Annotated in this window: 16 protein-coding genes, 2 tRNA genes and 1 pseudogene; 6 read left to right on the plus strand and 13 right to left on the minus strand. The window is 58.7% G+C overall.

Features of this window, described 5'->3' with window-relative positions; translation table 11 throughout:
• Positions 1-30 precede the first annotated feature (30 nt).
• Complete coding sequence (locus NW805_RS04865) at positions 31-1,179, plus strand: AI-2E family transporter (RefSeq protein ID WP_414421828.1); 1,149 nt, start codon at positions 31-33, stop codon at positions 1,177-1,179.
• Between the two features lie 153 nt (positions 1,180-1,332).
• Here the strand turns inward: NW805_RS04865 and NW805_RS04870 are convergent, their stop codons facing one another.
• From NW805_RS04870 to NW805_RS04880, 3 genes are all read right to left on the minus strand, one after another.
• Positions 1,333-2,232, minus strand: coding sequence for a sulfatase-like hydrolase/transferase (locus tag NW805_RS04870; protein ID WP_414421829.1), 900 nt, complete (start codon positions 2,230-2,232; stop codon positions 1,333-1,335).
• On the minus strand, positions 2,220-2,630 hold the full coding sequence (locus tag NW805_RS04875; RefSeq protein ID WP_414421830.1) for a hypothetical protein: 411 nt from the start codon (positions 2,628-2,630) through the stop codon (positions 2,220-2,222). The genes NW805_RS04870 and NW805_RS04875 overlap by 13 nt, the downstream gene beginning before the upstream one ends.
• Before the next feature lie 298 nt (positions 2,631-2,928).
• Positions 2,929-3,000, minus strand: a tRNA-Val gene (locus tag NW805_RS04880).
• A 156-nt stretch (positions 3,001-3,156) separates the two neighbouring features.
• On the opposite strand from NW805_RS04880, the gene NW805_RS04885 reads away from it, so the two are divergent.
• Positions 3,157-3,915 (plus strand): segregation/condensation protein A, encoded by a 759-nt coding sequence (locus tag NW805_RS04885; protein ID WP_414421831.1) that lies wholly within the window; start codon positions 3,157-3,159, stop codon positions 3,913-3,915.
• Here the strand turns inward: NW805_RS04885 and NW805_RS04890 are convergent.
• The 3 genes and pseudogenes from NW805_RS04890 to NW805_RS04900 all read right to left on the minus strand — a co-directional run bounded on the left by NW805_RS04890 (position 3,912) and on the right by NW805_RS04900 (position 7,225).
• Entirely contained in the window at positions 3,912-5,105 is a 1,194-nt protein-coding gene (locus NW805_RS04890) for an RNA-guided endonuclease InsQ/TnpB family protein (RefSeq protein ID WP_414421832.1), read from the minus strand. The two genes, NW805_RS04885 and NW805_RS04890, sit on opposite strands and share 4 nt — an antisense overlap.
• 286 nt (positions 5,106-5,391) lie before the next feature.
• Positions 5,392-5,682, minus strand: a pseudogene (locus tag NW805_RS04895) (DUF6679 family protein); the annotation flags it as partial.
• Between the two features lie 115 nt (positions 5,683-5,797).
• Positions 5,798-7,225, minus strand: coding sequence for a folate/biopterin family MFS transporter (locus tag NW805_RS04900; RefSeq protein WP_414349870.1), 1,428 nt, complete (start codon positions 7,223-7,225; stop codon positions 5,798-5,800).
• Positions 7,226-7,684: 459 nt separating this feature from the next.
• Between NW805_RS04900 and NW805_RS04905 the strand changes: the two genes are divergently transcribed.
• The gene (locus NW805_RS04905) at positions 7,685-8,596 is read left to right on the plus strand and encodes an alpha/beta fold hydrolase (protein ID WP_414421833.1); all 912 of its coding nucleotides are present in this window, start codon (positions 7,685-7,687) and stop codon (positions 8,594-8,596) included.
• On the opposite strand, the gene NW805_RS04910 is transcribed toward NW805_RS04905, so the two are convergent.
• The gene (locus tag NW805_RS04910; protein ID WP_414381947.1) at positions 8,593-9,048 is read right to left on the minus strand and encodes an HHL1-like protein; all 456 of its coding nucleotides are present in this window, start codon (positions 9,046-9,048) and stop codon (positions 8,593-8,595) included. The two genes, NW805_RS04905 and NW805_RS04910, sit on opposite strands and share 4 nt — an antisense overlap.
• Before the next feature lie 144 nt (positions 9,049-9,192).
• Here NW805_RS04910 and NW805_RS04915 point away from each other — a divergent pair.
• Positions 9,193-9,266 (plus strand) — tRNA-Pro (locus NW805_RS04915).
• 42 nt (positions 9,267-9,308) lie between these two features.
• On the opposite strand, the gene NW805_RS04920 is transcribed toward NW805_RS04915, so the two are convergent.
• From NW805_RS04920 to NW805_RS04940, 5 genes are all read right to left on the minus strand, one after another.
• Complete coding sequence (locus NW805_RS04920) at positions 9,309-11,900, minus strand: DUF3536 domain-containing protein (RefSeq protein WP_414329859.1); 2,592 nt, start codon at positions 11,898-11,900, stop codon at positions 9,309-9,311.
• Positions 11,901-12,195: 295 nt separating this feature from the next.
• Positions 12,196-13,242 carry a phospho-N-acetylmuramoyl-pentapeptide-transferase gene (gene mraY / locus NW805_RS04925; protein ID WP_414421904.1) on the minus strand — a complete coding sequence of 349 codons (1,047 nt, stop codon included), beginning with the start codon at positions 13,240-13,242 and terminating at the stop codon, positions 12,196-12,198.
• Positions 13,243-13,390: 148 nt separating this feature from the next.
• Complete coding sequence (locus NW805_RS04930) at positions 13,391-15,766, minus strand: phosphoketolase (protein ID WP_414421834.1); 2,376 nt, start codon at positions 15,764-15,766, stop codon at positions 13,391-13,393.
• 111 nt (positions 15,767-15,877) lie between these two features.
• On the minus strand, positions 15,878-16,993 hold the full coding sequence (locus NW805_RS04935) for a pentapeptide repeat-containing protein (protein WP_414421835.1): 1,116 nt from the start codon (positions 16,991-16,993) through the stop codon (positions 15,878-15,880).
• 23 nt (positions 16,994-17,016) lie between these two features.
• Positions 17,017-17,391, minus strand: a complete 375-nt coding sequence (locus NW805_RS04940; RefSeq protein ID WP_011432773.1) for a DUF1257 domain-containing protein — start codon at positions 17,389-17,391, stop codon at positions 17,017-17,019.
• 918 nt (positions 17,392-18,309) lie between these two features.
• Here NW805_RS04940 and NW805_RS04945 point away from each other — a divergent pair.
• Positions 18,310-19,269, plus strand: a complete 960-nt coding sequence (locus NW805_RS04945) for a sigma-70 family RNA polymerase sigma factor (RefSeq protein ID WP_011432772.1) — start codon at positions 18,310-18,312, stop codon at positions 19,267-19,269.
• A 9-nt stretch (positions 19,270-19,278) separates the two neighbouring features.
• Here the strand turns inward: NW805_RS04945 and gcvT are convergent, their stop codons facing one another.
• A complete protein-coding gene (gene gcvT, locus NW805_RS04950) occupies positions 19,279-20,403 on the minus strand; it encodes a glycine cleavage system aminomethyltransferase GcvT (protein ID WP_414421836.1) in 1,125 nt (374 codons plus the stop codon).
• Between the two features lie 256 nt (positions 20,404-20,659).
• On the opposite strand from gcvT, the gene NW805_RS04955 reads away from it, so the two are divergent.
• On the plus strand, positions 20,660-21,367 hold the full coding sequence (locus NW805_RS04955; RefSeq protein ID WP_414421837.1) for an RNA-guided endonuclease InsQ/TnpB family protein: 708 nt from the start codon (positions 20,660-20,662) through the stop codon (positions 21,365-21,367).
• The last annotated feature ends 42 nt before the right edge of the window (positions 21,368-21,409 follow it).

The following is a 21,409-nucleotide window of genomic DNA, read 5'->3' on the forward strand; positions in this document are numbered from 1 at the left end:
GCTTTGGGATCCCTTGGGGATGGCTCCGGCATGAATCGCTTCTCACCCTTGCAGCGGTTGCTGCTCACCTGGATCTTGATCGTCATCAGCGGCTGGCTGGCCATACAGGTGGGTCGGCTGTTTGGGCATTTGCTCACCACCATCCTGACAGCGGCGGTGCTGGCCTTTTTGCTCAACTACCCGGTGCAGGTGCTGCGGCGCTATCGGGTCAGTCGAGGTTTGGCGGTCACCCTGGTCTTTGCTCTCTCGGTGGTGCTGCTGGTCTTGGTGGGGATCGCCGTGGTGCCGGTCTTGGCCAAGCAAGTGGTGCAGCTGGGGGCGCGGATCCCAGAGTGGGTGGACACCTTACAAAATTGGCTCGACCAGATTAGCCTTTGGGCCGCCGAGCGCAACATCAACCTTGGCCAGACGGAGCTGGTCAATACCCTTCTCAACCGCCTGCAGGCCAGCGCCGAGAAAATTGCCGGCCAATCCCTGGATCTCCTTCTGGGTACGTTCAACCAGGTGATCGACTTGGTGCTGGTGCTGGTGTTGGCCCTCTACATGCTGCTCTACGGGGGCCAGTTCTGGCAGGGGTTGCTCAGCCTCTTCCCCAAACCTTGGGGGCCGCGCATTGGCGAAGCCCTAGCCCTCAGCTTTCAGAACTTCCTCATCAGCCAGTTGGTGTTGGGGTTCATCATGGCCCTGATGCTGGTGCCGGTTTTTGGGTTTTTGCGGGTACCTTTCGGGCTCCTGTTTGGCCTGCTGATCGGCCTGCTGGAGGTCATCCCCCTGGTGGGGGGGGTGATTGGCATTGGGGCGGCGGCGGTGTTGCTGGCCTTTCAGGACATTTGGCTCAGCCTTAAAGTGGTGCTGGTTTCCCTGATCGTGCAGCAGGTGAAGGATCGGGTCATCGCCCCCCGCCTGATGGGAGAGCTGATCGGGCTAAATCCAGTGTGGATCTTGATTGCCCTGTTGGTGGGGGCGCAACTGGGGGGCATCCTGGGCGTGATCGTCGCCATTCCCCTCAGCAGTGTGGTGAAAAGCCTTTACGAGATCGCCCGCTCTGCCGACCTGGCCGCCGAAGATGGGTTGGGTTCCGGTGTAAAAGGATCCCCCCACGGACTCCGTCCAGGTAGCGCGAACGGTGAAGCCCGCCGGGATCCTACCCTGCCCAAGCCGGAGACCCAGCAGATCTAGCTGCTCCAAAAGGGAAGAGGCTCTGCCCATGCGATTCAGGCGATCGCGTTAACCGGCAGGCAAACAGAGGCTCAATCCTGGTAAGCCCAGTTGCTGGGCTATCGATGGCCGCCCTTGTCCTCAGGGAGAGGGGCTGGGGGTGAGGGCCTCATCCTAGCGAATTTTGCCCTCGATAAAGGGCACCTCCAGCACCTTTTCGTGGTGGATAGGGCCGTGGCCGAAGTAGCCTCCCTCCCCAAACAGTTCGCCGTGATCGGCGGTAACCGTGATGTAAGTGTTTTGGGGAACCAGGTCAAACAATTGCTCGAAGATCCCGTCCAAGTAGCGCACGGCTTGGATCTGTCGCTGCCGCAGCTCTTCCAACTGGGCCGAATTGAAAAAGGGGATCCCGTCCTCTTCTCCTTCATCCAGCCGCTTCAACACCCCATTCACCCCCGAGATGCGGGGCCACAAGCTGGGATCCTCATCGGGCAGCGCGTAGGGATAGTGAGTTTCGCCCACGTTTAACAGGTAAAAGCTGGGGCGATCCGGCTCGAAGCGCAACTGTTCCACCATGGCCGCCATATCGTTGTGCTGGGGCATGAGGCGGTAGGAATCGAAATCCCGATTCAGCAGCGTGCTGGGGTTGAGCACCGGCATGGAGACCATGGCGTGGGTGGTGTAGCCCAGTTGATGCTTCAGCAGCGTCGGCAAATAGAGATGAGGCAGCAGATGCTTGAACTCAATGGGTTGCCGGGTGCCGAGCCGCTCGTTGTAGCGCAGATAATCTTGCTTGTAGTGCTCGGACGCAAAAACGTGGATGGGGCTGGTGTGGGGCAGCAGGCCCATGAGCAGGTTGTAATGGGCAGGGGCCGTCCAGGAAGCATAGCTCCAGCGCTTTTCCAGGGATCCCAGCTTGAGCAGATGCTTGGGGTTGGCGGCCAGCAGGCTGTCGAAGCGGCAACTGTCCAAGACGATCAACAGGTAGTGATTTTGTCCCTGCGGCTCAGGTCGGGGAGCGGGCTCAGGCAAGGAAGCCGCAGAAGAAGATTTCCACCAGTTTAAGAGTCCCATTCTTCCTCCTCGTCAGAGCGCCAGTTGGGAGCAGAAGCATTGCCGACCTCCTCCTCTCGAATGCGTTCCGGCGGGATATTGGAATAGGAATAGCGGCCTGCTTGGGGATCCGGCTCGTACTCCGGCAGATCTTGGGGCAAATAGTGGTCGGGGGAGATCATCTGGGCTTCCAAAAAGCGAACTCGGTCGCTCAACTGAGTTAACTTGCGGATTGCCTGTCGCTGGAACACCCGGTCGTGCAATCGCCAGGAGCCTACATACAAAAATCCCAGCCCCATCCCTGCCCCATAAGAGGCCAATAGCACCAACGATAGAGGAAGCGGGGATCCCGATTGCCCACCCACCACAACCCTTGCCGGGGATCCCCAGTTTTGGATGAGGAGAACGAGCAGGCTCAAGATCCACAAGCCCAGGAGTATGAAGCGAAGGTTTCTGATCGCGTTAGCGGGACGAAATTCTTGCATGGCCTCAACCCTACCCTTTATTAGGCTACCATTCTTCCCTTTCTCCACTGGCCTGGCAGCAAAGACGCTGGAAGCTCAAGCGGAGTTGTTCTCAACAGCCATTAGCCCTCTCCCTAAGGCGCGCTTCAGGGAGACCCCGGGGCGGAAAAAGTCGTTTCTAGCCGCCTGTATCTCTCCTTCAGGAGAAGGACTTGGACTGTTGAACCTCGCTGCAGGAGCAGATTTGCGGGTATGGGCGGTACAAGATTCGAACTTGTGACCCCTTCCGTGTGAAGGAAGTGCGCTACCACTGTGCTAACCGCCCGCAGATACCACTCTAGCAGCTATCGACTAGAGCAGGATCTCTATATTACCACGTCAGCGATTGAGCCAGAGGATTCGGATCGGCATGGGAGATGGCTAGAGATAGCCGGGATCCGGCCTGAGGGCTACAGTAAGGGTCAGGGAGCTGTGGGGTGCTATGGCCTACTCACCGACTGAAGAGGCAATTGCTCTGCTCATTGATTTGGCAGAACGAGGCGAGATCGATCCCTGGGATGTGCAGGTCATCGAGGTTATCGATCGCTTTCTGGCCCGTATGGCTCCCACCAGCAGCAGCCATGACCTGTCTGAGTCGGGACAAGCCCTGCTCCACGCTGCCATGTTGGTCTATCTTAAGGCGATGGCTTTGGCAGAACCAGAAGCAGAAGAAAGTGAGCCCAGCTCGGTGGAGGTAGAAGTGGATCCCTGGCCAAGCTGGTCTTTGGCGCACTTGGATCGCGTGTTGCAACCCAGGGCAGCACCCCGTCTTCAACGTACCCGGCCCATCACCCTCAAAGAACTCATCGCCCACCTGCAAGAGCTGGAAACCCTGCTGGAACACCAGCCCGAAGCTGCCCCAAAGCCGCTGGCCCAACGGATTTCTCGCCAGCAAGCGCTGTCGGCCATCACTCAGCTAGCCCACCCGGAAAACCTTTTGGAAACCACCGCCGAGCTAGAATCTCTGCTGGCTCAGCTTTGGCAGCAGGGTCTGACCCAGATCAGCTTTGTCGATCTCCAGCAACACTTTTGCCAAAAAAGCTATCAAAACGGCAGCAGCGGGACCATTCACCCCATTCAAGTCTTCTGGTCATTGCTGCTAATGGCTGCCCGCTCTCAGGTAGAGCTGTGCCAAGAGGAGTTCTACGGCCCACTGACCATCCGACCCTGCACAAGTAAACTACCCGGCTCCGACCGCTAAGCGGTACGGAGCGGGCTTTCAGTAGCCCTGAGCCTGCTCTGCCCTACCAGAGAACAAAACAGGCCCGAACCTCTAGGCTGGTTTACGGCAGCCCCCAAGAGCGCAATCACATTCGCACCATTCAAATCCGCATCCCCTTCCCATCCACAGTGCCCACACTTGAACGACTTACCACTGCGGTAGGATTGCGCAGGATCGGGATGGATGTGTAAACACTTGTGACAGGTCTGCGACGTGTAAGCAGGCGGCACAAGAATCAGAGAAACCCCTGCAGCCCTCGCCTTGTATTCCAGAAACTGCCTCAGTTGGTAGAACGCCCAACTGTTGGCCCTGCGCCTTTCGGCTTTGCTGCGGGGTTGTTGATTGACCCTTTCCCGGATCCCTGTCAGGTCTTCCAGGGCGATAGCGCTGTTGGTAGCTTTTGCCCTAGAGACAATAGCTTTAGAGATGCGATGATTGACCCACGCTTGAAAGCGTCTCTCCTTGCCAGACAGCCGTTGCAGCAGTTCTCTGCATCTGCGCCGCGAACTGCGTGTGCCCTTACTGGCTTTGCGTTGGAGTACCGCCCTCAGCTTGGAGTAGTGGTCTCGGACTCTGTTCAACTGCTGTCCATTCCAGTTGTCCCCCTCTGACGTATGGGCAATATCTGTCCTGCCCAAGTCCACCCCCAGCACTCTACCCGTGCGTTGCGGTGGGGATGGCTCCGCTTCCACACAGATTTGAATGGAGTAGGAGCCGTCTTTACGCTTGACCAGAGTGGCAGATTTGGGATTGGAGCCCGCCAGCCGTTCTCTCTGGTAGCGGCCAATCGCCAGCTCAAAGCGCTCCCGACCCTCCACCGTGGTCAGCGACACCGTCCAGTCTTTCTCGCGGAACGAAAAGATACGAGCGTCGTAGGTAGCGAAGCCCCCTTTGAACGTTTTGACGGGGCGGTTTTTCTGTTGGGCAACTTTACGGGCACCGGCCAGCCGTCTGCAGACCTGCTGAGCCAAGTTGCTGGATAAGCCGAACCGGGCACGGATTTCGCGGTAGCACAGAGACTGGAGCTTAACGGCGTTGGCGACTTTCTCCGGCGTGTTCTGGTTGACCCAGTTCAAGGCTTGGCCAAAAGCCTCCAAAGTCGCGTCCAATTTGGCGGCCTGCGACTGGGACACCTTGAGCTTGCAGGATACGGTCAGGACTTGGGTCATGGTTCTATTGTGACTTCCGCATTCCTCCCGGCACTGACCCTACGGGTACAGTGCGGGGCTCCTGCGATTTCTAGCTGAGGATGTCAAGCGCTCTTCTGCGCCGCTCTGGCAAACGGAGAACTCAATCCGTGCCTTCAGCATCGTGCCGGGCACGATCCGCCCGTTTGAGATCTTCCCCACTGGAGCGCACCGGCAGCTCGGCAGGAGCCTCCCGATCCAGGTAGTAATCCTCCACGAGGCGCTCGCTGCTGGGATGATCTTCTCCTTCGGTAGGCAACAGTGGCGGATGCAGCAATTCAGCCGGAGGGCAGTCTTCTGAGGTGAGCAAATCTGACGTGCTGAGCATCCCCTTGGGAATGGTGGAAAGGCGCTGAGCAACAGCTCCAATGCTTTCCAGGCGAATCATCTCCTCCCAGGAGCAGATCTCCTCCTCATCTTCTGTCTCGTAGCGAACTAGGATGGTGTCCCCTTCGATATCGAGGATCTTGGCCCGTTCCAGCCAGCGTCCCTGATCCCGCAGATAGATCCACACATCCTTGCCTTCGCGGCTGAGTTGATAGATCCTACGATGAAGCACGGTCCCCTCCTGAAGTGAAAGATCCGAGTGAGTTGTGGGGGCTACCCAGCTCATCCCTCCATCTTAGCGGCTGGACACCGAGGCTGTATGCCTTTCCCAAAGCCAGACAGAGTCTTTAGGTTGGGTCGGTTTCGGCCAGAGAGACCCCTTCCATCGCCAAGGCTGTCTCCGCTTCTTCTGCCTGCACATCCCGCAGAAAGGATTCCAGAGAGGCATGGGCTTCCGCCTCCAGTTCTGCTCCGCCAAGGGTTATGCTCTCTTCCGGCAGCCAGCCCAAAAACGGCAGGGGCAAGAGGGTAGAAAGGTTGGTCAGGATCAGCAGCAGCCCCAGCCGGCTGAAATCGGTCTCCGTTACCCCCAGCCCATGCATCAGCAGGGATCCCAGCTCTTGGGAGAGAAACCCCGCCAAATTAAAGGCCGACATCAGCAGAGCAAAGAGGGTGGCCTCGATCCCAGGGGGGCAGAGGCGGGCGGCCAAGACCAACACCGGCATAAAGGCAATTTGTCCTGCCACCGTCAGCACCAGGCTGTCCCCCAAGCTAAACCAATGATCGTCGATACCCCAATCCCGGTTGAGGTGATAGACCAAGATAAGGCTGGTCAGGCCCAACCCTGCCGAGATCACGGTCATCCAGCCGAACAGGGGCCGCAGTGGGATCCGCCGCAGATACACCTGGAAGATCCCTACCCCCAGCAAACTGGCGATGCTGGTTACCAAGCGCACCTGACCCAAAAATTCCGGCCCAAAGCCGAGATCGTTGGTGACAAAGTAAAAAAGAGCCGCATCGGCGCTGGGAGTGGCCTGCCAAACGAACACAAACAGCACCGGCAGCAAAATGCTGGGTTGCCGCAGCGCCCGCCACACCTGCCCCACCTGTTGTTGCAAGGGATCCCAGCCCTGAGACAACACCACCGGTTGATCGGCGATAACCCAAGCTGCCAGAGCGATGAACAACGGCAACAAGGCTGTCAGGCCAAACACCACCTGCGGCGGATAATGGGCCAAGAGCGCTCCTCCCAAATAGGCGGTGAGCAGGGATCCCAAGGCCGTTGCTCCCCAAGTTAAAGATTGCAGCGTGCCCGTCCCCGCCCAGTCACTGCCGTGTACCCGCTCCACCACCAGCGAATCTACGATTACATCCCCTACCGCCACCGCCAGGGATCCCAAAACCATCCACAGGGTGGCCAGACCAGCCGTCGGTGCCCACAGGGCCATCCCCAGCCAAGCCCCACACCCCAGAAGCCCTGACAACAAGAGGTAGGGACGACGCCGATAGCCCGCCACCGGTACGGTATCCGACAGCAGGCCGTAGAGGGGCTTGAGGATCCAGGGGCTCATGGCAACGCCCATCAACGCCGCCACCTGAGACGGGCTGAGGCCCAAGCTATCCTTCAGGTAAAAGCTGGTGGCCAGCCGTGCCAGCCCCACCGCCCCCTGCACAAAGTACACCAAGAGGATTCCGAACAATTCCGGCGTCCAGTGGATATCCCGCAGCGGGGTCAGGGTGGATTGGTGCAGCCGTTGCAGCAGAGGATGAATCATGAGCGGTCGCAGTGTAGCGAGATGTTAGTTGGTGCGGTGTTGCCTTGGCAACAGCAAAACCATAAGAATCTTAACAGTCTCTTCACCTTAACCTGTCCAACTGGCTTCCGGCTCCGACCTCCTTGGACGGGTTGCGCTTCCCAGCGCTCTTTCTGCTCAACCCAGCCGAGCTACAAAATCTACAAAATAATGAGGTCGAAATGAATAATGAGGTCGAAATGAGGTCGAAAGCTGATCCCCGGGTGCTATGCCATCCAGCCAAGGGCGGGGATCCCAAGAAGTCCAGCATGCTTTCGTCCCATGTTGACCGGCCCAACCCCACCTCGGCGGCACCTGAACCCGCAACTGCAGCAGCAGGCAGGGCAGTAGAGACGGGAGACAAAGGCATTCCGAAGCTATGATGAACAGGGATGGCTCTGAGTTTCTACCTACATCTTTAACTGGGTCTGTTTTCAGGCTGTGCTGACTGCTTCTTCTGCCGGTTCTGCGGTTGATGCCATTGCTCCTTTTGCTCCCCAAGTCTGGAGCTGGCGCGGACATGCCATTCGCTATGTGGTGCAGGGATCCGGATCCCCGCTGGTCTTGGTGCATGGATTCGGGGCTTCCATCGGCCATTGGCGGCACAACATCCCCGTGCTGGCTGCGGCAGGATACCGGGTCTATGCCCTGGATTTGCTCGGGTTTGGCGGCTCGGCCAAGCCTGCTCTCCCCTACACCCTGGATCTGTGGGCGGAGTTGCTGGTGGATTTTTGGCAGCAGCACATTCAGCAGCCTGCTGTGTTTGTCGGCAATTCCATCGGTGCCTTGCTCAGCTTGATCATGGCCGCCCGGCATCCCCAGTTAACGGCAGGGGCGGTGCTGCTCAACTGCGCCGGGGGATTGAACCATCGCTCCCATGAGCTCAGCCCGATTTTCCGCCTTTTCATGAGTGTTTTCACCGCTCTGGCGGCTTCTCCGGTGACGGGGCCGTTTTTGTTCGATCGGGTGCGGCAGCGGCAGCGTATCCGCGCAACTCTCAAGCAGGTGTACCGCAACCCCGCCGCCATTACGGATGAGCTGGTGGAGATTCTCTATGCCCCTTCCTGTGATGTGGGCGCTCAGCAGGTGTTTGCCTCGATTCTCACCGCTCCCCCTGGCCCAACTCCTGAAGCCCTATTGCCTCAGGTGCGCTGCCCGCTGTTGGTGCTCTGGGGAGAGGGGGATCCCTGGACACCCATTCAACGGGGCCGCGGCTTTCAAAACCATGTGCAAGGGATCGACTACCAGTTTCTCCCCATCCCCGATACAGGCCATTGCCCCCACGACGAGCGCCCAGAGGTGGTCAACCCTCTGATTTTGGGCTGGCTGCCCAGGGCCTTTGCGGCGGTCTAAGCTTTTTTGGAGGTTCCTTTGCCGGAGAGGCCCAACCAACCTCGGATTTTGGCCATCCAGACTTGAAGGGGTGAAGGCTGGGGACGGATCGCCACCTGGATCGGCTCGTCTTGGAAGTCCTTGTCCTTGAGGCGAAACCCAAACTCCAGGTCATCTTTCACCTTGCCGAGACGGGGAAACAGCCTGACGGCTGCTTTTTTGAGTTCTTCCTCGTTTTGGAAAATGGCCTGGTGAATGGCGCTGGAACGCCCCACTGCCAGGGATCCCACCGGCAGCCAAGGGTTGGGCTGGCCAGGCGCGGGCTGGCGACGGCGGGCAAAGATGTTGAACTCCGGCATCCCCTTGGCTTTCAGCTCGTCGTACCGTTTGGCGGCTTCCTTGCGCTTGGCAGTGTTGGAGCTGGCCGGTTTTTTCTCAGGCTTGGATTTGCGAAAACCCTTAGACTGACTCATACTTGGGCTGACGAGAGGGGGGATTTTTTGCAGCTTAGCGCAGATCGGATCCCCTTCTCTGCCGGGGATCCCTTGTCCTCATTGTCCGTAGCCGGCGTGCTATACTTGTTGAGATTCGGCGGGCGGTTAAAGGGGCCTGTCAGTCGGGATGTAGCGCAGCTTGGTAGCGCACTTCGTTCGGGACGAAGGGGTCGCAGGTTCGAATCCTGTCATCCCGATGGCTTTAAAGTTCACTGAGCTCTCAACTTAATCTTGGGGGTTTAATTTTGGGGGTGTAGGTGACGCAGCCAGGCATTGACGTTGACCCGAATTCGCTGCCCAACCTGTAAGAGGCGGTGCAGGTTTTCGGCAGAAATGTCTCGGCAGTCTTCTTGGGGCCAAGCTGGGCAACGCGGGCCAATTTGACGCTCCAGCGCTGTCAGATAGAGCTCTTGCAGGCGATCCAAGTTGATGGGCAGGCGCAGGTCTGCAGCCAATTGCAGCCATTCTTCCAGGTTGTAGAGCTGTTCGCCGAAGGTCTCCGGCTCAAAAGCGTGGGCAAGGTGCCACATCCCCCGCTGTAGGAGCCGATCCAGAACCCGGGCTGCCTCTTCCCGCCGCAACTGACACCCCAACTGCTCGGCCTCGCGCACAATTGCCCGCAATTCCAGCAGGTGATCCCGCTTGCCCTCTTCCATTTCCATCGCCCGCAAACTGGTCAACAGGCGTTGGTTGAGGGTGATCTGAGCGGCAGCCAACAACTCTTCCGGGATCGGCAGGCCGTCGGCCCGAAAGGCCATCAAGACCCCGTAATTGTCCAGGTAGGTTTGGCGGTAGAGCTGGGCCAGGCGGTCTAGGGTATCTTGAGTGAGCCAGCGCATCATCTGCTGCCGATCTTCGTCGTCGAGGGCGTTCAAGTCGAAGGTTTCCGGCCCAAATAGGTCTTGCAGGGTCAGGATCATCTGTATCCGACTGTGGGATCCGGCCAGCAGCCGCGCTTTTATCTGCTCGTAGATGCGCCGCCCAGCAAACGGCTTGACGCCACATTGAAAGTCCCAGCCGCCGAGGTGGAGCACGGCGTAGATTAGATCGTGCTCTTCGCGGGTGGTGGGAAAAGTGAGCTTCACCCGCCCGATAGCCAGTGTCGACCCGCCTATCGTCAGGCGCTCTTGATCCACTTGATCCAGCACATATCCTTGGGAACGGGGGATCCCGTTAAACAGGGAAAACATGGCGTGCTGAGCCACCAGCCGTTGCGGGCTGATCAAGCTGGGGCGCACCAAGGCGCAATAGACCCCCTTGCCGTCTCTGTAGAGGTCGAGGTTGCTGGGGGCCTTGCTCAGGCGCTGCAAAAACTCCTCTTCTAGGTTGACATCCGCCACTGCTGCTGCCAACTGGATAGCCCGTGCCGCGTAACGCAGGATCTGCACCCCTTCAGGACGGGATAGCTCCTCGAAAAACCAGCCACAACTGGTGAACATCAACTGGCTGTAGCGCTGCATCTCCAACAGGCGCAGCACTTGCACCCGATCTTCGGCGGTGAGGCGGTGGCTTTGGTGCTCCTGCAAAAAGGCATCACAGCGCTCCCGATCCAAAATCACCTCGATGTAACGATCCCGCGCCAGCCAGGGATCCCGCAGGTAGGCTCTGGCCTCCGTCTCGTAGATCTCGGCCAGCTGATCCCGCAGCCAGTTGAGGGCCTCCCGCAGCGGTTGCCGCCAGCGTTGGTGCCACCCTCCCACCGCTCCACAGCCACAGTCTCGCGACCACCGTCCTACCCCGTGGGCACAGCTCCAGGCGGTGACCGGTTTCAGTTGCACCTCCCAAGTGGGGGGATGTTGGCTGAGAAAATGGCTGTAATTGCCCACCTGCCAGCCCCGGCGGGGAAATTCCTCGCAAAAGGCATAGGCCAGCGTGCGTTCTACACCCCGCTTGTGGTGGCCAAAAGTCTCGCCATCGGTGGCACAGTTGATCAGATAGGCTTCCCCCTCTTTGTCCGGGCGCAGAGCGGAACGGATCCGCTCCGCCAGAGAGTGGGTACTGTAAACGATATCCCCAAAGCCCAAGTCACGGGAAATGGGGCCATCGAAAAAGAAAATATCCAAGTACCCCTCCCGGTCGGGGGTAAAGCAGCGGTAGGGCCGACGGGGATCGATCTGGCCTTGGCTAACGTCGATCCACTCCGTTTGTCCCAAGGGGCGAATGCGCTGCGCTTGGCTGGGGGCCAAAATGACGAAGCGGATCCCACATTCGACCAAGGCCGTGACCGTTGCTGCATCGATAGCGGTTTCGGCCAGCCACATCCCCTGGGGATGGCGCCCAAAGCGGTGTTGAAAATCGGCAATTCCCCAGCGGATCTGGGTGTACTTGTCTCGCTCGTTGGCCAGGGGCAGGATGACGTGGTTGTACACTTGGGCGATGGCATTGCCATGACCCTCAAGCCGCTCGGCGCTGAGACGGTCGCCGGCCAAAATGCGTTGGTAAACTTCAATGTCATGCTCCTCTAGCCAAGAGAGGAGAGTAGGGCCGAAGTTAAAGCTCAAGAATTCATAGTTGTTGACAATGCGCACCACCCGTCCTTGGTCGTCCAGAACGCGGGCAAAGGCGTTGGGGCGGTAACATTCCGCCCAAATGCGCTCGTTCCAGTCGTGAAAGGGGCTGGCGCTCGGCTGTCGCTGAATGCGGTTGAGGCAGGGATCCTCTCGGGGCGGCTGATAGAAATGGCCGTGCAACACCACGTACGGCCGCGCAGAGGAAAGCTCAGCAGCACCTGCCGGAGAAGGAGCCGCTTGCATCGGCGGGTCGGAGACCAAATCGCTGTGCCCTGACTGTGCCGCTGGCCTATCGGAATTTTTGGAGCCACTCGGCATCATGAGATTACACTCCTTTTAGAGGCCTCCAACTGGGTTACAGGGGAAGGCAATGTTAACTTAAGTTCATATCCATACGTTACAGCGATCCCCGATCTGCAACGGTGAATGTAAAAGATTCAGTTGGAAATTTGACAGGGAACAAACATCGGTCAGTAATCTTTGCGTTTTCCTCACAACAGAAGGGATCCCGGGACTTAGCGGGTGGGGGCCGATCTGCCGGTGGCCATTTCCCACGCCGAACAACCCGTTTGAGGTCAGGCCCCCATTGGAATCCCGGTGGATCCCCAGCTCGAACTCACATTCCGGTCCAGTGCCACCAGGCCCAGCCCAGCCCCACCAGCAGCGCCGTTATCCCATAGAGGGATCCCACCACCTGCACCTCCGACCAGCCCCCCAGCTCCAGATGGTGGTGCAAGGGCGACATGCGCAACAGCCGTCTGCCTGTGCCGGTTTTGCGTTTGGTGTATTGGAAGTAGCCCACCTGCAGCATCACCGACAGCGCCTCTGCCACCAGCACTCCCCCCATCAGGGCCAAGGCCCAGAGCTGATCCCCCAGCAGCGCCAACCCGGCCAGAGCGCCCCCCAACCCCAGGGATCCGGTATCGCCCATGAACAGCCGCGCCCGGTGGTGGTTGTGAACCAGGAACCCCAAGCAGGCACCGCTCAGGGTGAAAGCCAACACCGATAGCTCTGGATCCCTGTGAAGGAGCCCCAGCCCAATCAGCAGGATGGCCACCACCCCTGCCGCCAAGCCGTCCATACCATCGGTGAGGTTTACGGCATTATTGGTGCCCACCAACACAAACAGGGCCAAGGGCCAGAACAGCCAGCCCAGAGAGAGGGTGCCTATCCCCGGCAAGGTCAGACTGGTCGGGATCCCCTGCCAGGCCAGGTAGACACAAAACCCAAGGGCAACTCCCACCTGGAGCAACAGCTTGTGTTTGGGAGACAACCCCTTGTTGGATTGCTGTCGGATCACCAGCCAATCGTCCAGCCAGCCGACAAAGCTGTAGGCCAGCGTGAGCAGCGCGACGGCCAGCCAATGGGGATCCCAGCCGTTCGCGTAAGCGGGCCGTAGGCCTTTCCAGATCCCGGCCACCAGTAGCCCCACGGGCAAAAAGCTGATCCCGCCCATGGTGGGTGTGCCTGCTTTTTTCTGGTGGGATTGGGGCCCCTCCTGGCGGATCACCTGCCCTGCCTTCCAGCGCCGCAACCCGGGGATGAGCAGGGATCCCAGCAGGGCCGAACCCAACGCGCTCAACCCAAAAGGAACGACCACCTGGGGGCGGATCCCAATCACAAGGGCCGAGAGGGCTAAACCCAGCCCCAGCGAGAGCGCCATCCCGCCCCACTCTGTTTCTTCCAGCTCCAGATCAGGAAGTGTATCCGCATCCACCCTTTCTGAACCCCTCACACCCTCAACCTCCAAACCCTCAAAAACTCTATCCTGCCAGAGCTCAGAGGCGAAAGTTAGTTGAGTGGGGATCCCTTCAATAGGGCCACTTCCAGTTGCGCACCTCCGGCAGATCTTCCCCGTGTTTGCAGATGTACTGCTTGTGCTCCACCAGCTTGTCCCGGATAAGCTGCTGGACGTGATCCCGCCGGTACTTGAAGCGATCCACCCGCTCCAAGACGTCGTTGGCCAAGTTAAAGCGATCCACCTGGTTGAGAACGCACATGTCGAAGGGGGTGGTGGTGGTGCCTTCCTCCTTGTAGCCGCGCACGTGCAGGTTGTGGTGGTTGGGACGGCGGTAGGTGAGGCGGTGGATGAGCCAAGGATAGCCGTGGAAGGCAAACACGATGGGCTTGTCGGGGGTGAAGATACTGACAAACTCCTTGTCGCTAATGCCGTGGGGGTGTTCGCTGGGCGGCTGCAGCTTCATTAGGTTCACCACGTTCACCACCCGGATCTTGATCTCCGGCAGGTGCTGCCGTAGGAAGTCCACCGCCGCCAGGGTTTCCATCGTCGGCACATCGCCGCAGCAGGCCATGACCACATCCGGCTCTGAACCCTGATCGTTGCTGGCCCATTCCCAGATGCCCAAGCCCTGGGTGCAGTGCTTGATGGCCGCATCCATATCCAGGTACTGCAGGGCCGGCTGTTTGCCCGCCACGATCACATTCACGTAGTGGCGACTGCGCAGACAGTGGTCGGCCACCGAGAGCAAAGTATTGGTATCCGGGGGCAGGTAGACGCGGATGATTTCGGCCTTTTTGTTGACCACGTGATCCAAAAAGCCGGGATCCTGGTGGCTGAAGCCGTTGTGATCCTGCCGCCACACGTGGGAAGTCAGCAGGTAGTTGAGGGAAGGGATGGGCCGCCGCCAAGGAATGTGACGGGTGGTTTTCAGCCACTTGGCGTGTTGGTTGAACATGGAGTCCACTAGGTGGATGAAGGCTTCGTAACAGGAAAAGAACCCGTGTCGCCCGGTCAGCAGATAGCCTTCTAGCCAGCCCTGACAGACGTGCTCGCTGAGGATCTCCATCACCCGTCCATCTGGGGAGAGGTGCTCGTCGCAATCGTAGATGGGAGCTACCCAGGTGCGGTCGCTGGCCTCAAACACAGCATCCAAGCGGTTGGAAGCCGTCTCGTCGGGGCCAAAGAGGCGGAAGTTGTGGGGGTTGAGCTTCATCACATCCCGCAAAAATTGCCCCAGCACTCGCGTGGCCTCGGCTTCGGTGGTGCCGGGGCGGGGAACAGGGACAGCGTAGCGGCGGAAATCCGGCATTTTCAGCTCCTGCGTCAGCAGGCCGCCGTTGGCGTGGGGCAAAGCGCCCATGCGTTTTTCCCCTTTGGGGGCCAGCTCTTGCAGCTCCGGCAGCAGACGGCCATTTTCATCGAAAAGTTCTTCCGGCTTGTAGCTGCGCATCCAGTCCTCCAGAGCCTTGAGGTGCTCCGGTTTTTTGGCCAGATCCGCCAGAGGCACTTGGTGGGAGCGCCAGAAATCTTCCACCTTTTTGCCGTCCACCTCTTTGGGGCCGGTCCAGCCTTTGGGGGTGCGCAGGATGATCATCGGCCACTGGGGACGAGTGGGATCCCCTTTGCTGCGGGCATGCTGCTGGATTTCTTGGATCTCGTGGATCACCGTGTCCAAAGTGGCGGCCATCAACTGGTGCATCTCTGCCGGCTCGCAGCCTTCTACGAAGTAGGGTTTGTAGCCGTAGCCCACAAACAGGCTTTGCAGCTCTTCACGGCTGAGGCGGGCCAAAACAGTGGGATTGGCGATCTTGTAGCCGTTCAGGTGCAGAATCGGCAGCACTGCTCCGTCGTGGATGGGGTTGAGGAACTTGTTGGAATGCCAGGAAGCGGCCAAGGGGCCGGTTTCCGCTTCTCCATCCCCCACCACACAGGCCACCAGCAGATCGGGGTTATCAAAGGCCGCCCCAAAGGCATGGGCTAGGGCATAGCCCAGTTCTCCCCCCTCGTGGATGGAGCCGGGGGTTTCCGGGGCTACATGGCTGGGCACGCCGCCGGGGAAGGAGAATTGCTTGAACAGCTTGCGCATGCCTTCGGCGTCTTGGCCGATGTTGGGATACACCTCGCTGTAGGTGCCTTCCAAGTAGGTGTTGGCCACCAGAGCAGGGCCACCGTGGCCGGGGCCGGTGATGTAGAGGATGTTGAGGTTTTCCCGTTTGATGATGCGGTTGAGATGCACGTAGATGAAGTTCAACCCGGGTGTGGTGCCCCAGTGCCCCAGCAGGCGTGGCTTCACATGTTCCAGTTTTAGGGGTTCTCGCAGCAGCGGGTTGTCCATCAAATAGATTTGCCCGACCGACAGATAGTTGGCGGCCCGCCAGTAGGCATCCATTTTGCGAAGCTCGTCGGCGGTGAGCGGTTTTGTCGAGAGCTGTTCTGCCAGAACCATAGCTGTACCCCATAGGTATCTCTACTCCTATGGTGATCCGGGTTTGCCCAATTGCCGGGGGATCTTGGGATTCCTTTGGATTTGGCTCATTGGGTGAGCGGTAGGCACCTGTTACCACCACCAGGGCTTGATCGGGGTGCCGTCGGGAAAGATCAGGCCGGCAATCCGGGATCCGCTGTGCTTTAACCCTTCGATCTGAGCTCCTTCCAGGTTGGCTTGGGTTAGGTTGGCCCCGCTGACATCGGCCCGCCGCAGGTTAGCCCCCTGAAACTGGGCCTGACGCAGCTCGGCGCCGCTGAGATTGGCCCCTTCCAGGTCGGCATTTTGCAAGTTGGCCCCCCGCAAGTCCGCCCGCTGTAGGTTGGCTCCCCCCAAATCTGCTCCCTCTAGGTTGGATCCACGCAGATCCGCCCGGTTCAGATCCGCTCCCCTCAGCCGGATCTGACAGAGCACCAGTTCTCGCAGATCGGCTTTGCTCAGGTCTTGGCCGGAGAAATCCTGTCCCTGTCCCCCCCAGTTCTGCAACTGCCAAATGTGGCGCACCCGTTCTTCCAGGTGGGTCTCTTCCGAAAGCCGGGATCCCCGCAGGCTGGTGCCGCTAACTTTTACCCCCCTCAGGTCGGATCCCCGCAGGTCGGCTCCCTGTAAGTCGGCTCCGCGCAGCTTGGCCCCTTGCAAATCCGCTTGGCGCAAATCCGTTTGCCGCAGCCGGGCGCCGTTGAAGTTGCAAAAGCGCAAGTTGGCCCGCCTCAGGTTGGCCTCCCACAGGTTGAACCCCCCCAGCCGTGCTTCTTGCAGGGCGGCTCCCTCCAGGTCTGCATAGGCAAAATCCCGCTCCCCCCGCCGATAGGCCACGATCACCCCTTGCGCTCCCCCCACCGGGCGAAAAGGGCTGTAGGTGCGACAGGCCCGTTCTGCCTCCGGCTGGCCAAGCTGAGACAACAGCCGCCAAGCTGCCAAGCGGACTGCCCAAGAGCTATTGCCGGCGAGGGCTTCAATGAGTTCGGCCAGGCCCGCCGACCCGTACTGCAGCAACTGGGGCAGGGTGGCCAAGCGCACGGCTTCATCGCTGTGGGTGAGTCGTCGCCGCGCCCCCTCGATACCTCCCAACACCAAGGCATGGGCCGGGGCGCTCCCGGTTGCCGTTTGCCCCCCCAACACCAGATCCCAAGGTTGGGGCCGGGATCCCTGGCCAGTTCTGACAGCCGGCTGAGGCTTACCTACCATGGGCAGATCCCGATGAACCTGGCTTATAGCCAACGCCCCACCACCACGCGGATGGTGCCATCCTCCAGCACTTCTTCGGCCTCGATGGTATAGCCCTGCTCACGGGCTGAGCGCAGCAAACTTTTGTGGGCGTAGCGCTGCAAAATCGGCTCCAGGAAGGTCTTGGGATCGATGCCCGCCCCCCACAGATCGGCCACCAGCTCGTAGTGATCCCCGTTGCGACGAAACCCGATGTCGAAGCCATTCTTTTGCCGGATCACCAGATCGGCGCGGGTGCGGTTCCAGAGATAGCCCCGCAGGCTGGCATTCCGCTGCACAGCGTAGCCCAATTCCTTCAGAGTCTCTTCCAGGAGATCGGCGTCTTTGATTTGCACTTGCAGGGTGGTGAAGTGAGACATGGCCCTTCCAATCCTTTGACCGATGGAGACCGGATCCTCACTATAAAGCGCCCTTGGGGTGGTGGAAGAAATGTAAACCATCCTGCGGTGGGTCGAGCGAGCGGAACACAGCTCCCCCTTTCTCCCGCAGGAGTGCAACACACCCTGGAGGGTCGCTGGGCTGGCCTGACCTGCCTTCTTATGTAGGCGCGCGCTGCGGCATTCGCGATAGCGGTACGGAGCACCAAGGCTGAGGCATCCGCGCCTGGCGTGTTCGGTAACACAGAAATCTTGGATCTACATCTAGCGTCTAAAGTCAAGAATTGACGATAGTCTCCACTATTTTTGGAGGCAGCAGCAAAAATCTGTCCCACAGGGATCTGTTCTCGTCTGTCTCCGGCTGGAATTGCCGGCGATGAGGTACCAAACCAGCCCCAAGCCGTTCCAAAAACCCGCCGATGACCCTTGCTGTGCCTTGCCAAGTAAGCTTTTCCGATGGCTCTGCGAACAAAAATACTCATCTCTAGTCCCACAAATTGGATGAAAAAATTGCTTTTTTGTCTCTTGAAGATCTGATTTGGTACCAAAAACTGGTCAAGCAAGTGGAATAATTTTTTCAATCTATCTAGAACTTAAGATTGAGTTTATAAAATAGTTGATCTCTTCCCTCCTACTTAAGGTAGAGTTACTACTCAATAAAAAAGGACTTAAAGCACTGCCGGTAGTGTCTAGTGAAGCAGCCTCAATAAATTTAGTGAGTCAAACACCGAGTTCTGGATTAGATTTTTCGAAGTCAAAGCCTTTACGAAAAGGCTTTTGTGCTGGTATGAATAAGGTGCTGTTTGCAGAAAGGTCAGCTTCGTGTGTAGGAAGAGGGCCCGATGCAGCAGGAGAAGTAGAGATTCTGACAGGACATGAATTTATGGTGTGGGGTTTGATATGTCAGAAAGTCTTGACTTGCAAGATGCGGTGGGGCGTTTCTTAAAGACGATTGGCCGCTACTCGTTGCTCACCGCTGAAGAAGAGCTCCGCCTGGCTCACCAGGTGCAGCGGATGGTGACGCTCTTGGAGCAACGGCAGCCCCATGAGTCTGTGGAAGGTTGGAGCCAGCGGCTGGGGATCCCTTTAGCAGAGCTGCAGCAGATCCTGCGGCAGGGGGAAGCAGCCAAGAAACGAATGGTGGAGTGTAACCTCCGCTTGGTGGTGTCGATTGCCAAGCGCTATCGCAATCGAGGCTTGCCGTTTCTGGATCTGATTCAGGAAGGCACCATCGGCCTCACCCGCGCCGTGGAAAAGTTCGATCCCACCCGTGGCTACAAGTTCTCCACCTATGCCACTTGGTGGATCCGGCAAAGCGTGAACCGGGGCATCCAAAACAAGGGGCGGATGATCCGTCTGCCGGCCCACATGTACGAAAAGGTCTCCCAGGTGAAGCGGCGCTACCGCGAGTTATCTGCCGAAAGGGGATCCCGTCCCCAAGCGGAAGAAGTTTTTGATTCTCTGGATATTGGCGATAACTACCGGGAGCTGATCACCCGCCACATGGCAGAGATGCGTTCCTTGAATGTGGGGGTAGGGGATGAAGACGGCACCGAGCTGCAGCACTTCATCCCAGATGAAGACAACGACCCTGTTGAACACCTAACCCAGCTTGCCCGTCGAGAGGAAGTCCGCGCGCTGGTGGGCCAACTGAGTGAACGAGAACGACAGGTGATCGTGGCTCGCTATGGGCTGGATGGATCGAGGGGCCTAACGCTGCGGGAAATTGGGGAGCACATCGGCCTTTCGCGAGAGCGAGTCCGACAAATTGAGCGGCGGGCCTTGCGGAAATTGCGGCGGCTGCAACAGGAATACTCCACGCCCAAAGCTGCCAAACCCTGGGTTAACGGGAACCTGTAACCGTTTGCGTCAGCGGTGCGCAGCACTGTAGAAAGGTTTTTTCACCACTTCGGCAGGCTGGCGCTGCCCCCGAATTTCAATTTCCAGCCGGGATCCCACCTTGGCCCAAGCCGGAGCGACATAGCCCAAGCCGATGCCGTAGCCCAAACTGGGAGAATGGGTGCCGCTGGTTACCCGTCCGATCGGCTCAGGGGAGTTGGGAGCGTAGATGGCATAGCCGCTGCGGGGGATGGCCGGATGCAGCATGCGGAACCCCACCAGGTGGCGAGGGATCCCTTGCTGCCGTTGGCTTTCGATGGCGGGCTTGCCGATGTAGTCCCCTGGGTTGTTCACCAACCAGCCCAAGCCGGCTTCTAAGGGAGTGGTGCTCTCGTCCATGTCCTGCCCGTAAAGATGGAAGGCAGCCTCCAGGCGCAGGGTATCGCGGCAGCCCAGCCCACAGGGTTGTACGCCGGCCTGAATCAGTTGCTCCCAAAGGCGGATGCCGTCTTCGGGGCTGAGCATGACTTCAAAGCCATCTTCTCCGGTGTAGCCAGTGCGGGCCACGAAGATAGACTCTCCCAAGGCTCCCGCCGCTCCGGCAAACTGACCGTGCTGAAACCGGCGCAAAGCCTTCAGGGATCCCTCTAAAAAGGGCTGGAGAACCTCCTCGGCTGCCGGCCCCTGCACCGCCAACAGAACCTGAGCATCGGAGTGATCCTGCAGGTTAACTCCGGGGATCCCTTGGAAGTGGTGGTTGAGCCAATCCCAATCCTTCTGCCGGGTAGCTGCATTGACGATCACGCTCCAGTGCTCCAGCTCACCCTCCGGTGGATGCCGGTAGAAGATGACATCATCCAAAATGCCCCCCAGTGGATTGAGCAGGACGGTGTAGCGACCGGATCCCACAGGAACGGCGCTCAGATCGCTGGGAACCAGACGGCTGAGGTGGGATCCCAGCTCCGGCCCCCAGAGGGTGAACTTGCCCATGTGGGAAATGTCGAATGTCCCCACCCTCTCCCGCACTGCCCGATGTTCTGCTATCACTCCCAGATACTGCAGCGGCATTTCCCAGCCGGCAAAAGAGACAAATCGCGCCCCCAAAGCTTGATGAAGGGAGAACAAGGGGGTGCGTTGCAGAGGCGTTTGGCTCATCAAGGGATCCTCAGCGGTCTAAAGACTAAAAGGTCAAAGACTAAAATAAGTGCAGCATCGCCCATTTCTCGGAGCTTGTGCCATGCGCCTTCTCCACACCATGATCCGCGTCGGCAACCTGGAGCGCTCCCTGCGGTTTTACCGAAAAAACGCCGTAAAGCCCTGCCCTTGAGGGTAGGGATGTAAGGCGCAGACCGTTTTATCCCTTCAGGAACGCTGTTCGCGGTAGCGGTGCGTAGCACTTTAAAATAGCAATATGTTGGTCAGAGAAGCCAAGCTGCTCAACGGCACAGCAGAGCAGTACCAAGCTCTGGATGAAGCCATTCGCACTGCGCAGTTTGTGCAAAACAAGTGTCTACGGTACTGGATGGATAACCGGGGCGCGACCAAAGCGGTTCTGTATTCCCTCTGCAAGGACTTGGCCAAAGAGTTCCCCTTCGCCCGCCAGCTCAACTCTGCCGCCCGTCAAGCTAGTGCCGAAAGAGCTTGGTCTGCCCTCTCCAACTTCTACCGCCGTTGCAAGAACAAAGAGCCAAGGAAAGGCTATCCGCAGTTCAAGAAGAACTGTCGGTCGGTCGAGTACAAGCTGTCCGGCTGGAAGCTGTCTCCTGAGGGCATGTCCATCACGTTCACCGACGGCTTCAACGCAGGAACATTTGCCTTGTACTGCAATGGTGAGGCAAGACACCATATCCTAAACTCCAAAATCAATCGGGTGCGGGTGATACGCAGGGCAGATGGGTACTATGCCCAGTTCTGCTTGGATGTGGAGCGCAAGGAGCAGGGAGAATACACAGGCAATGTTATTGGCATTGACTTGGGCTGGAAGGCTTTCTACACCGACCAGAACGGCAACTCTGTAGAGTGTCCAAAGTTTCTCAGACGCAGCGAAAGGAGGTTAAAGCAGCACCAGCGCAGATTAAGTCAGTATCGGGAGGAATACACAACTTCACTTGCCTTGTGATACAATAATAACACTGCGGACACCAGAAACGGTTGTTTAAGG

The sequence above is a fragment of the Synechococcus sp. W60.1 genome (assembly GCF_047461575.1).
Lineage (GTDB): Bacteria > Cyanobacteriota > Cyanobacteriia > Thermostichales > Thermostichaceae > Thermostichus.

Coding starts and splice junctions, on each gene's coding strand:
- NW805_RS04865 (WP_414421828.1), top strand. CDS start 31: ATGAATCGCTTCTCACCCTTGCAGCGGTTGCTGCTCACCTGGATCTTG.
- NW805_RS04870 (WP_414421829.1), bottom strand. CDS start 2,232: ATGGGACTCTTAAACTGGTGGAAATCTTCTTCTGCGGCTTCCTTGCCT.
- NW805_RS04885 (WP_414421831.1), top strand. CDS start 3,157: ATGGCCTACTCACCGACTGAAGAGGCAATTGCTCTGCTCATTGATTTG.
- NW805_RS04890 (WP_414421832.1), bottom strand. CDS start 5,105: ATGACCCAAGTCCTGACCGTATCCTGCAAGCTCAAGGTGTCCCAGTCG.
- NW805_RS04900 (WP_414349870.1), bottom strand. CDS start 7,225: ATGATTCATCCTCTGCTGCAACGGCTGCACCAATCCACCCTGACCCCG.
- NW805_RS04910 (WP_414381947.1), bottom strand. CDS start 9,048: ATGAGTCAGTCTAAGGGTTTTCGCAAATCCAAGCCTGAGAAAAAACCG.
- NW805_RS04920 (WP_414329859.1), bottom strand. CDS start 11,900: ATGATGCCGAGTGGCTCCAAAAATTCCGATAGGCCAGCGGCACAGTCA.
- mraY (WP_414421904.1), bottom strand. CDS start 13,242: ATGGCGCTCTCGCTGGGGCTGGGTTTAGCCCTCTCGGCCCTTGTGATT.
- NW805_RS04930 (WP_414421834.1), bottom strand. CDS start 15,766: ATGGTTCTGGCAGAACAGCTCTCGACAAAACCGCTCACCGCCGACGAG.
- NW805_RS04935 (WP_414421835.1), bottom strand. CDS start 16,993: ATGGTAGGTAAGCCTCAGCCGGCTGTCAGAACTGGCCAGGGATCCCGG.
- NW805_RS04940 (WP_011432773.1), bottom strand. CDS start 17,391: ATGTCTCACTTCACCACCCTGCAAGTGCAAATCAAAGACGCCGATCTC.
- NW805_RS04945 (WP_011432772.1), top strand. CDS start 18,310: ATGTCAGAAAGTCTTGACTTGCAAGATGCGGTGGGGCGTTTCTTAAAG.
- gcvT (WP_414421836.1), bottom strand. CDS start 20,403: ATGAGCCAAACGCCTCTGCAACGCACCCCCTTGTTCTCCCTTCATCAA.
- NW805_RS04955 (WP_414421837.1), top strand. CDS start 20,660: ATGTTGGTCAGAGAAGCCAAGCTGCTCAACGGCACAGCAGAGCAGTAC.